The organism is Chryseobacterium kimseyorum (assembly GCF_025971945.1).
In the GTDB taxonomy this organism is placed as follows: Bacteria; Bacteroidota; Bacteroidia; order Flavobacteriales; family Weeksellaceae; genus Chryseobacterium; species Chryseobacterium kimseyorum.
Map to the genome: position 1 here is coordinate 30,999 of NZ_JAPDHW010000011.1, position 11,876 is coordinate 42,874.

At 33.6% G+C, this 11,876-nt stretch carries 12 protein-coding genes; 10 read left to right on the plus strand and 2 right to left on the minus strand.

Going from position 1 to position 11,876, the window contains the following annotated elements; all coding sequences use genetic code 11:
- The first annotated feature begins 69 nt into the window (after positions 1-69).
- The gene (accC, locus tag OMO38_RS15050) at positions 70-1,425 is read left to right on the plus strand and encodes an acetyl-CoA carboxylase biotin carboxylase subunit (RefSeq protein ID WP_047445091.1); all 1,356 of its coding nucleotides are present in this window, start codon (positions 70-72) and stop codon (positions 1,423-1,425) included.
- 55 nt (positions 1,426-1,480) lie between these two features.
- Here accC and OMO38_RS15055 read toward each other — a convergent pair whose 3' ends face one another.
- A complete protein-coding gene (locus OMO38_RS15055) occupies positions 1,481-2,089 on the minus strand; it encodes a hypothetical protein (RefSeq protein ID WP_264751013.1) in 609 nt (202 codons plus the stop codon).
- 641 nt (positions 2,090-2,730) lie between these two features.
- Here OMO38_RS15055 and OMO38_RS15060 point away from each other — a divergent pair.
- The 5 genes from OMO38_RS15060 (at position 2,731) to OMO38_RS15080 (ending at position 7,017) form a co-directional block, all read left to right on the plus strand.
- Positions 2,731-3,075, plus strand: coding sequence for a hypothetical protein (locus OMO38_RS15060; RefSeq protein WP_264751014.1), 345 nt, complete (start codon positions 2,731-2,733; stop codon positions 3,073-3,075).
- Between the two features lie 233 nt (positions 3,076-3,308).
- Positions 3,309-4,559: an ornithine--oxo-acid transaminase gene (rocD, locus tag OMO38_RS15065; protein ID WP_264751015.1), complete on the plus strand. Its 1,251-nt coding sequence runs from the start codon at positions 3,309-3,311 to the stop codon at positions 4,557-4,559.
- Between the two features lie 116 nt (positions 4,560-4,675).
- Positions 4,676-5,446 (plus strand): glycosyltransferase family 2 protein, encoded by a 771-nt coding sequence (locus OMO38_RS15070; RefSeq protein ID WP_264751016.1) that lies wholly within the window; start codon positions 4,676-4,678, stop codon positions 5,444-5,446.
- A 69-nt stretch (positions 5,447-5,515) separates the two neighbouring features.
- Positions 5,516-6,283: a glycosyltransferase family 2 protein gene (locus OMO38_RS15075; RefSeq protein WP_264751017.1), complete on the plus strand. Its 768-nt coding sequence runs from the start codon at positions 5,516-5,518 to the stop codon at positions 6,281-6,283.
- Positions 6,277-7,017: a polysaccharide deacetylase family protein gene (locus tag OMO38_RS15080; RefSeq protein WP_264751018.1), complete on the plus strand. Its 741-nt coding sequence runs from the start codon at positions 6,277-6,279 to the stop codon at positions 7,015-7,017. Before OMO38_RS15075 ends, OMO38_RS15080 begins: the two co-directional genes overlap by 7 nt.
- Here the strand turns inward: OMO38_RS15080 and OMO38_RS15085 are convergent.
- Entirely contained in the window at positions 7,014-8,093 is a 1,080-nt protein-coding gene (locus OMO38_RS15085; RefSeq protein WP_264751019.1) for a glycosyltransferase family 4 protein, read from the minus strand. The genes OMO38_RS15080 and OMO38_RS15085 overlap by 4 nt on opposite strands.
- A gap of 61 nt (positions 8,094-8,154) precedes the next feature.
- Between OMO38_RS15085 and OMO38_RS15090 the strand changes: the two genes are divergently transcribed.
- Genes OMO38_RS15090 through OMO38_RS15105 form a run of 4 tightly spaced genes read left to right on the plus strand, consistent with a single transcriptional unit; the run spans position 8,155 to position 11,876 of the window.
- Positions 8,155-9,129: a glycosyltransferase family protein gene (locus tag OMO38_RS15090; RefSeq protein WP_264751020.1), complete on the plus strand. Its 975-nt coding sequence runs from the start codon at positions 8,155-8,157 to the stop codon at positions 9,127-9,129.
- Complete coding sequence (locus tag OMO38_RS15095) at positions 9,130-10,068, plus strand: glycosyltransferase family 2 protein (protein WP_264751021.1); 939 nt, start codon at positions 9,130-9,132, stop codon at positions 10,066-10,068.
- Positions 10,065-11,036 (plus strand): hypothetical protein, encoded by a 972-nt coding sequence (locus OMO38_RS15100; RefSeq protein ID WP_264751022.1) that lies wholly within the window; start codon positions 10,065-10,067, stop codon positions 11,034-11,036. Before OMO38_RS15095 ends, OMO38_RS15100 begins: the two co-directional genes overlap by 4 nt.
- 3 nt (positions 11,037-11,039) lie before the next feature.
- Complete coding sequence (locus tag OMO38_RS15105) at positions 11,040-11,876, plus strand: glycosyltransferase (RefSeq protein ID WP_264751023.1); 837 nt, start codon at positions 11,040-11,042, stop codon at positions 11,874-11,876.

An 11,876-nucleotide genomic window follows, 5' to 3' on the forward strand; every position in this document is an offset into this window, starting at 1 on the left:
ATGATGATTGATAATTGAAGAAAAAATCAATTTCAAACTTTCAAATTTCAAATTTCAAATTAAATTAAGATGTTCAAAAAAATATTAATTGCCAATCGTGGCGAAATTGCAATGCGTATTTTGCGTACTTGTAAAGAAATGGGAATTAAAACTGTTGCGGTATACTCTACTGCCGACAAAGACAGTCTTCACGTAAGATTTGCTGACGAAGCCGTATGTATCGGCCCACCAATGAGCAAAGATTCTTACCTGAGAATTCCAAACATCATTGCTGCAGCAGAAATTACCAATGCAGACGCAATTCACCCTGGTTACGGTTTCTTATCTGAAAACGCTAACTTCTCAAGAATCTGCCAGAAAAACGGTATCAAATTTATTGGTGCAAGTCCTGAGCAAATTGAGAGAATGGGAGACAAAGCAAACGCTAAAGCAACCATGAAAGCAGCTAATGTACCATGTGTACCAGGTTCTGACGGTTTGATTGAATCTTATGAGCACGCTGTAAAAACTGCTGAAGAAACAGGATATCCTGTTATGATCAAAGCTACTGCCGGTGGTGGTGGTAAAGGAATGAGAGCGGTATGGAAAGCTGAAGATTTAAAAGAACACTGGGAATCTGCCATTCAGGAAGCAGTTGCAGCCTTCGGAAACGGAGGAATGTACATGGAAAAACTGATTGAAGAGCCAAGACATATAGAGATTCAGGTTGCAGGTGACCAGTTTGGTAAAGCTTGCCACCTTTCTGAAAGAGACTGTTCTGTACAGAGAAGAAACCAAAAGTTAACCGAGGAAACGCCTTCACCATTCATGACTGACGAACTACGTGAGAAAATGGGTGAAGCAGCCGTGAAAGCAGCAGAATTTATCGGTTATGAAGGTGTAGGAACCATTGAATTCCTTGTAGACAAGCACAGAAATTTCTATTTCATGGAAATGAATACAAGAATTCAGGTAGAGCACCCGATTACTGAGCAGGTTATTGATTATGATTTGATCAGAGAACAGATTCTTTTGGCAGCGGGAACTCCTATTTCAGGAATTAACCATTATCCGAAATTACATTCAATTGAGTGTAGAATCAACGCTGAAGATCCTTACGCAGATTTCAGACCGTCACCGGGAAAAATTACAGGATTAAATATTCCTGGAGGACACGGAATCAGAGTAGATACACACGTTTATTCAGGATATACGATTCCTTCAAACTACGATTCAATGATTGCAAAACTGATCACAACGGCACAAACCCGTGAAGAAGCGATTGCAAAAATGAAGCGTGCTCTGGAAGAATTCTATGTAGAAGGTGTGAAAACAACCATTCCTTTCCACAGACAATTGATGGAAGATGAAGCTTATCTTTCAGGAAACTACACAACAAAATTCATGGAGAGTTTTGTAATGGACAAAAAATATGATAATCATTAAGATTACATTTGAATAAAACTAAAACCGCCCCAAAACTGAGGCGGTTTTTCTTATTTTAAACCTGAGGATCTTCCGGTGGTTCTTCACCTGAAGGCGTATTGTAAATGATATAATCATTATACTTTGCGACGTCGCTACTTTCCCATATATCCTGACCGGTTTGTGTGTACTTAGTGAGGAGCAGATAAATTTTATTGCCATCTTCTACCCTGTCTTCCTGCTGAATATCTCTTTCACCGATTTTCAGCTTCTGGTCTATCAACAATACATTAAACTCATCGTTCAGTTCGGTAATTTTGTTTAAATGGGAAACCTGAAGACCCTCACCAGCCAGGTCATTTAGATTTGCAGTTCCCACTCTCACTACACGCTTTGCCGTGACAAGAAGATCAGCATCGTTCTGTTTAGCCAGAGAGTCTGATCCATAGTTGGCATATCTCGCAGATCCTGCTCCATACTTCTGAGCCACACGAGTCATTACACTTCGAATGGCAGTACGCAGTTCTTCTGCCTTGAGGTCTTTCTGTTCGGTGATTTGCACCTGCTCATTAGACTTCTCAATGTCGGTAACGAGATTAGAAAAGGCAGTGATCCTGGCTTCGAGTTCTGCAAATTTGGTTTCATCAAGACCGAAAGATGCAAATGCCTCAGCATCTCTTCTCATAAAGGCTATCTTTTCATTTCCAACATCAATGAGTTTGGCGTCTGAAAAATTGTACAGCCTTGTAACTTCATTTTTTTTATACTTAAAATTTTTATGTCTTACTAAAATAAAAAAAATTCATTACAACGATAATTTTGATGGCTTTTTTTCTTGATTTAACCAGTAATAAAGAATTAAAACATCCCGAAAACCCTTATCAGCACTCAGAAAATCACAAAACGTGCTCAGTAGTTTTCATTCCTCATTCCGAAGCTCTTGCGCGTCATTCCGAAGACTCAGCGCGTCATTCCGAAGCCTTCGGGAGGGCATCTTTTTGGCTGCGGACAATAGATTTTTGTTTACGGAATAATTCCTGAGTCTTTTCAAATGTTGAGGCTTTCAATCTGATTTTAATTAATTTAAAGAAGAGAAAATGATGATAAGCCGTTATTCTGATTTTAAAAACATTTGTAATAACAGCTATGTTTTAATTGTTATTTTTGGGTTATTAATATACTCTTTGTGTGCTTTGAAAAAAGGATTGCTCTTTTTGAAGAAAGCCATACGAAAGGATTCGTGTGGCAACGGGGGGAGGACACAAGCGAGACGCTTGCGCCAGCGGGGGAAATTACCATTGCATTCATAGTTTTTAAACATTAAAAATGAATAAGATAAAATTTATAAATGATCCAAAATTTGGCAAACATGAAGGCGTTACAGATGATAAATATATATTACTAGGTCTTTTCGTTGGACAATTTCGTTTTCTGGACAATATACAAGAAGTAATAGATGATTTAGAAAATGTGAAAAATGGTATAAAAACATGGGAAGAGATAATTGCACCATTAGGAAACAATTGGGATATTGGTTATGGCAATGGAAGTTTAGATGTAGAAAATGATATTGCTTATTTTTTAGCTAACGATGAAACTAACCAAAGCTTCAAAATGCCTTTGCAGGAAATTATCGACTTAATGAAAGATTGGAAAATATTTATGAGCTAAAAAATAATACGAATCCTTTCATGTCTTCGCATCTACAAGCCAAACATGTCAGATTAAGTTTTAAATTTATCTGAAAAAAGATATAAAAACCAAAACTCAATTATACTTCACCAAATATCTTCCGAATTATTTATCAATTGTTTACAACCGTACTGAATCTTCATTTTAAACAGAAATTAATTATTGATGCAAGTTATTTAGAATCCTTAAATTTGTGCAAAAGCAAAAAGAATATGTCAACAGCAGAACAAACAAAAGATTCACAATACTTCATCGAGCTCGAAGAAAAACATGGCGCACATAACTACCATCCGCTTCCTGTGGTTTTAGACAGAGGTGAAGGTGTATTTGTTTGGGACGTTGAAGGCAAAAAATATTACGATTTCCTTTCAGCTTATTCCGCTGTAAATCAAGGGCATTCTCATCCAAAAATTGTAGAAGCTTTGGTGAATCAGGCTAAAAAATTAGCTTTAACTTCGAGAGCATTTTACAACTCAAGCTTGGGAGAGTATGAGAAAAAGATCACGACTCTTTTCGGTTTTGATAAAGTTTTACCGATGAATTCAGGAGCTGAAGCGGTGGAAACTGCTGTGAAATTAGCCAGAAAATGGAGTTATGAAGTGAAAGGAATTTCAGAAAACGCAGCTAAAATTGTGGTTTGTGAAAATAACTTCCATGGAAGAACCACAACGATTGTTTCTTTCTCAAATGATCCTGATGCGAATAAAAACTACGGACCTTTCACTCCGGGATTTGTAAAAATTCCATATAATGATCTTACAGCTTTGGAAGAAGTTCTGAAAAATGATGCTCAAAATATTGCGGCATTTTTGGTAGAGCCCATTCAGGGAGAAGCCGGAGTTTACGTTCCGGATGAAAATTTTCTGAAGAATGCTTCTGAACTGTGTAAGAAGTACAATGTTCTTTTCATTGCAGACGAAGTACAGACCGGAATTGCAAGAACAGGTAGATTAATTGCCTGTCATCACGAAAACGTTCAGCCGGACATTTTAATTCTTGGTAAAGCAATTTCAGGAGGAATGTATCCCGTTTCTGCAGTTTTGGCCAACGATGAGATTATGAATGTGATCAAACCTGGACAGCATGGTTCTACTTTCGGTGGAAACCCGATTGCATGCGCAGTAGCGGTTGCAGCTTTGAATGTGGTGGAAGACGAAAAATTATCTGAAAGAGCAGAAGAACTGGGGCAGCTTTTCAGATCTGAAATTGAAAAAGTAATTGAAAAATCTGATCTGATTACCAAAGTAAGAGGAAAAGGATTATTGAATGCAATTCTAATCAATGATACTCCTGAAAGTTCAACAGCATGGAATCTGTGTTTACAGTTAAAAGAAAACGGACTTTTAGCAAAACCAACCCACGGAAACATCATCAGACTGGCACCACCATTGGTGATCACCGAAGAACAGTTATTAGACTGTGTAAACATTATTGAGAAAACAGTTTTAGAATATAAAAAATAAATCACCAGAAATTTAAAAAAATAACACTCAAAATCAGGGTGTTATTTTTTTATTTAATAAATTGAACAAACGATTGTTTAACTTTTAATATAAATAGCTATCTAATCATTTTACTAATGAAGAGAGTTATGGAGAATCCTAAAATAAGCGCCTTGCTGATTGTATATAATGAGGAGAAAAATATTGAAGATGCTATAAAATCAGTTGAATTTGCAGACGAAATTATTGTTCTGGATTCTTTCAGCACCGATAAAACTTTAGAAATCATCGGATCAAAATTTCCTGCAGTGAAGATGTTTCAAAATAAATTTGAAGATTTTACACAGCAAAGAAATAAGTGTATTTCCTATGCACAAAATGAATGGATTCTGTTTCTGGATGCAGATGAAAGAGTGACACCCCAACTTAAAACCGAAATCTTAAATGAAATCAAAAAACCTGTAACGAAAAAGGCTTATTTTTTTAAGAGAAAATTCTTTTTTATGGGTGAGCAGGTGAATTTTTCGGGAACTCAGAATGATAAAAATATCAGGCTTTTTAAAAAAGAGGTCGCGCACTATGACGAAAGTAAGCGCGTACATGAAGGCCTTAGCAACGTAGGAAACCCGGGAACACTTCAAAATTATCTTCTTCATTTTTCATTTGATTCTTATGACGCCTATTACAAAAAGGTGATTCATTACTCAAAGCTGAAGGCCAGGGATCTTTATGAGAAACAAATACCGTATCAACTTTTAAAGCAACTTTCGAAAAGCTTTTTTAATTTCTTTAAAATGTATTTTCTCAAACTTGGGTTTTTAGATGGCAGAAAAGGCTTCACTCTCTCCTACCTAAGTGCGCTGAGCTCATTTAAAACCTACGAATTTTTAAAGGAAGAATATGCATAACGATTATTTTTTAAGACAATCTTATTTCTGAAAATAAACTGTATTTTTGCAGCAGTAAGTCATAGTTTAATGAAGCTTTCTGTAGCAATTATCACCTTTAATGAAGACAGGATTATCGGAAAAACGCTGAATGCCGTTCACGATCTTGCCGATGAAATAATCATAGTCGACAGTTTTTCTAAAGACTGTACACAAGAGATATGCGCACGATTTCCAAAAGTAAAATTTATTCAGCAAAGATTTCTGGGTTTTGGAAAACAGAAAAATTTTGCTATCGAGAAATGTCAGTCTGAATGGATTTTATTCTTAGATTCTGATGAAGTTTTGGATGAGGAAGCAAAAAAATCCATTAGAAAAATTATTGGTGACGATCAGCCAGAATATAATGTTTATGAGATTGAATTCAACAATATATTTTTGGGAGAAACTCTAAAATATGGCGGCTGGGGAAATATCAAACGAGAAAGGCTTTTCAGAAAAGGTTTTGGACAGTATTCTGAAGATATCGTACACGAAGAATTTATTACCTCTGAAAAAAAAGGAAGACTCGCGGGAAAAATCAATCATTACACTTACAAGGACATCTACCATCACATCGAAAAGTCTAACAAATACACTTCGATGATGGCTGAGAAAATGTATAAAAACGGCAAAAAATCAAGTGTTCTTAAAATCTTATTCAGACCTTTATACCAGTTTATCAAATCTTACTTTTTGAGATTAGGTTTTTTAGATGGTCTTGTTGGATATTATGCTGCGACAACTGCTGCTTTTTACACTTTCTTAAAGTATAAAAAACTTCACGAAATTCATAAATTCGGCACTAAAGAATGTTAGATTTTGTTAAAAGAATCCTTGGTCTTTCTAAAAAAGAAAGCATCAGAATATTGATGTATCATCAGGTTTTACCACAATCTATCGCTTTTAAAAATGATCTGATTGTCACTGCAGAAAATCTTGATGATCAATTGAAATTTATCAAAAGTAATTATCAGACAGTTTTTTTCAGGGATCTGGAAAACAGCAAATCGTTAAAGAATAAAATCATTTTAACCTTTGATGACGGATATTATAATAATTTAGAATATTTGATTCCTTTGCTCGAAAAACATCAGTTGAAGGCTACAATTTTTATCCCGACAGAATTTATTCAGAACAGTAAACATGGAAATAACAAGCTGTACATGAATTTTGAAGAACTGCAATCCCTTGATCCTTCATTAGTTGAAATCGCTTTGCACAGCCATTCCCATCAAAATTTCTCACAGTTATCGCTTGAGGAATCTGAAAAAGATCTCTTAAAAAACATGGAACTTTTAGATGAGAATAAAATCACCTATTCAAAGGTTCTCGCTTATCCTTACGGACGGTTTCCGAAAGAAAAAGTGAGCAAAAAAGAGTTTTTTTCTATGCTTGACAGAATTGGAATTGTCTATGCTCTGAGAATCGGAAATAAGATAGAATGCTATCCGTTTAAAAATAAATATGAAATTAACCGTATCGATATAAAATATGGTGATACGTTAAAAACTTTCAAATGGAAGCTTAAGTTTGGAAAAACAAAACTTTAATCCAACAACTGCTTATACAGCTGCTCATAAGATTCTGCCATTTGCGCGTAGCTGAATTTTAAAGCTCTTTCTTTTAATTTCATTGCGTAATTCTGTTTATCAGCATAAAACTTTGCAATTCCTTCTTCGTAAATTTTCTTCATCGAATCAGCAGAAAAATCATCAAAATAAAAAGCTAAATCTCCACCAATCTCGGGCAGACTGGTTAAGTTACTTAGGAAAACAGGTTTCCCGAAATACATGGCTTCCACCGGAGGAATTCCGAAACCTTCCGCGAGTGAAGGATGGCAGTATGATTCGCAATTTTGAAGCAGAAAATACTTTTCATTATTGTCTATATTCTCAAGAATATGAACTCTTTTTTCAAGCCCTAAATCTTTGATTTTCTGCAGAAACTTCTCTTTGTAATTCGATTTGGCGGAAGAGGTTATCAAAACTAAATCCCGGTCACTTCCATCAATTAAATTCAGTAAAACTTCCTGATTCTTTTTGGGAAAAAGTACACCAATATTAAGAATGTATTTTTTCTCAATGAATTCATATTTCATATCTGAACTGAATTTTTCATTGGAGGGAAAGATTAACCCGTTATAAATGACTTCAATTTTCACATTGTTTTTTAAACTAAACAAATTTCTGTTCTGTAAAAAATCATTTTTAACAAATTCTGAAATACATACGATGGCGTCTGCATTTCCAATATTTTTCTGTACTTTTTTTTTAGACTTTGTTATTTTATTATGAGTGCTGCTGTCGTGAAGAAAATTTAAATCATGAAGTGTCACCACTTTCTTCTGATTCGGTTTTTTAGCATGAAAATAATCTGATAACTGATGCGTTACATGAATCAATGAAAAAGATGACGTATTCACTTTTAATTTTTTCTGCCAAAACTTCCAGTCGATGATCTTAAAATTGTTTTTAAGTGCTGGAATATTTTTTTCGGGACCATACAGTGTGTAATTGAAATGGCATAATTTTTCGTCCAATCCTCTAATTAGGGAGATACACACATTGGCTATTCCCGATCTGGGATATTTTAACCGTTCTACATCGATGAGGATATTCTTTTTCATTAATAACGGGGGCTTTTCTCCAAAATTAGAAATTTAACTTTAAAATCTTTACTTTTGTTATATGAAAATTTGTTTAATCAGTTTTGATTTTTGGCATTATGATGAACATATCGTAGATAAACTCAAAGAAAAAGGCATAGAAGCAAACCATATTAACATTGGAGCTTTCACGCACAAAAATTTTGGAGCAAGGGTGAAGAACGCGATGAGCAAAGTTTTTGTCGGGAAAAATCTTAAACACGAAAAAAGACAGAATTTCATAATAGAATCACTGCAAAAACTGGGAAAGCAGGATCAGATTTTAGTGATTAATCCGGAATCTATTGAAGACAAAGTTCATCAGGAAATCCGAAAATACGCTGACCGAAATATTGCGTATCTCTACGACAGCATGGCGAGAAATCCTGCAGAACATATTCTTCATTACTTTGATACTGTTTTTTCTTTTGACCATGAAGATGTGAAGAATTATGGTTTTGAAAAAATAACAAACTATAATTATCTAAAACACATTCCTGCAGAAACTCAAAATCCAGATTTAGATCTTTTTTTCATCACTTCATACGACAGAAACAGACTGGCAACTCTACATATTCTGGCAGACCGCATTCAACATCTTAAATTGAAGTTTAATGTTATCATAGCCGGAAAGAAGAGCTGGAAAAATCAGTGTAAACAAATTTTTGATAAAAAGTATATCCGTATTTTTACATTCAGAAGAAAAAACATACCTCAGCAGTCGCTTCCATCGTTATATAAAAATACAAAAGTAATTTTAGATCTGATGCGGGCTAATCAGACAGGGCTCAGCTTTCGTGTGTTTGAGGCGATGGCACTTGAAAGGAAAATCATTACTGATAATGAAAACATCAGGAAGTATGATTTTTTTGACGCCGAAAATATTTTGATTTTGAATAATGATTTCAGCAACATCGAGAAGTCTTTTTTTGAAAAACCTTACAAAAAAATTTCTGATGAAATTTATTACAAATACACTTTAGACAATTGGGTTAATACGGTTTTTAATTTAAACTAAATGACAAAAATTTCTGTTGCATTATGCACTTATAATGGCGAAAAATATATTCGTCAACAAATTGATTCTATTCTTTCTCAGTCTTTGAAAATAGATGAAATTGTAGTGTGCGATGACGGATCTACGGATAAAACTCAAACTATCTTATCTGAATACAAAAATAAATTTCCCGATATTTTCAATATCAATATTAACCATCAAAATTTACGCAGTGTAAAAAACTTTGAAAAAGCTATTTCTCTCTGTAAAGGTGAAATTATATTTTTAAGCGATCAGGACGATGTGTGGAAAGAGAACAAAGTGAAAGTTTTCTATGATTTTTTTGAAAACAACAAAAGCATTGATGTTGTATGCTCAAACGGATTTATTATTGATGAAAATAATTTACAGAAAAATTTATATACTGTGTGGGATGTTCCCACCTTTTTAGGTCAGAACCACAAAGAAATTGACTATTTCAAAATATTCTTAACCATTGGTAATTTTGCTACCGGAGCATCAATGGCAATCAGAAAATCTTTTACCCATCAGGTTATACCTTTTCCAGATATTGAAGGTTTACACCATGATGAATGGATTGCATTGGTTTCTTCTGAACAGAAAAGGTTCGCTTTTCTAAATGACAAGCTCTTTTCATACCGTATTCACAGCGAGCAACAGGTTGGAGGAATCAGTTACTCTAAAGATGAATCTTCCAAAGAAAAACTTATTCGCCGATTTGATCACGCTAAAAACCCCCAAATATTCAGAGATTTCAAAATCAAGCTGAGAACGCTAAATGATAAAGAGAGAAAATTTACAACTTATCTTGAAAAAGATTCTAGTAAGGAGGCAGAAAGATTTTTGAAAGAAATCCGGGATGAAAAATCCAATTTATACAAAAAACTGAGATCTGATCATTTTTTAATTTTTTTATTCTTTAAATATCTCTACCGATGAACAAGATTCTCATCATCATGCACAATTATGCAGGACTTGCAGACCTCATCAAGAAAAATCTGGAATACCTGAATTTTGATAATGTAGATTTTTTACTGTATTCTGAAGAGAAATTCAGATATAAAAATAGCCTACAAAAACTAAATAATCTTTATAGAAAAACATTTTTAGGAGATAAAAAATACAAGGAAAAACTGCGCGCTTCTTTCATAGAAAATACCTTAACTGAAAAAGCACATCGGTTACTGCAATATGAAACCATCCTGGTAATGACTGCCGATTTCTTCTCTGAAGATTTTTTAAGCATCATCAGAACTAAAACTAAAAATTTAGTTGGTAATCATTGGGACGGACTTAAAAGGACGCCGAATGTTTATTCCAAATTAAAATTCTTTGACAAGTTTTTTGTATTCGATAAAGATGATGTTGATGAAAAAAATAATATTTTCTTTTTGACCAATTTCTTCTTTAATTTTGAAGAGGATAAGTATGAACCGGAAATTAAAAATGATGTTTTTTATATCGGAACGTTTGTTGAAGAACGATTCAAAGCTTTAAAAAACATTTCAAAAATATTAAGTCAGAATAAAATATCCCAAAAAATACTTCTTTTTAGTTGGGATAAAAAAGATAATGACGGAGAAATAAATTTCACCAATCGATTTCTGACTTATGATGAAAATATTGATTTTGTAAAAAGCTCAAAAGCACTTTTAGATTTAAAACTAAAAGAACATAACGGATTGTCATTCAGGTTTTTTGAAGCTATGAAATACAGTAAAAAATTGATCACAGATAATCCGGATGTGAAAAATTACGATTTTTACAGATCGGAAAATATATTCATTATCGGTGAAAATGACGGAAAAGAACTGACAAATTTTGTAGAAAATCCGTATCAGGAAATTCCTTCAGATATTAAAAATAAATACAGTTTTGAAAACTGGTTTAAAACACTTACTTCTTAAGACATGAACGAGAAAATTTCCATCATTATTCCTTACTATAACGGTGAAGATTACATTCGTGAAACCCTGAAAAGTGTTTACGAGCAAACCTATCAAAATTTTGAAGTCATCATCGTAAATGATGGCTCGGAACGAACTGCTTTGGATGTAATTGAAAAAAGTGCAGTCTTCAAAAATTTAAAAATCATTCATCAGGATAATAAAGGTCAATCCTCTGCGAGAAACAATGGCGTACAGTCAGCTATTGGAAAGTATATTCTCTTTTTGGACTGTGATGATCTGATTGAAAAAACATTTTTAGAAAAAACTCACAGTATTCTTTCGAAAAAGCCGGAAGTGAGAGTCTGTTATACCAAAGGCAAGTTCTTTGAAAAGACTGATAGAGAATGGGTTTTACAGCCTTTCAACACATTTGACTTTTTAATTGAGAACTGCATTCCGATTACCGCTCTTATTTACAAGGAAGACTTTGAAAAAGCGGGGGGTTTTGATACTCAATTGAATTATTATGAAGACTGGGATTTTTGGATTTCATTAATTGAAATGGGCATTAAAGTTCATAAAATAGATGAATTTTTATTTTTTTACAGAATTAGAAATACAACAGATTCTCTTACCAATACCAGTATTGACAACAGTTCAAGACTTTCTGATAATTTCTTTGAAATCTATAAAAAACATTATACTTTCTACAAACAAAACGGACTGGATTTTCACAGTATTATGAGTTTAATCCGTGAGAATAAAAAGTATAAAGCCAAATATTACGATGAATGGTACAGAAAACTGATCTATAAATTTTTCAAGCCTAAAAAGTATCAGAAAATTTATAAGAACTAA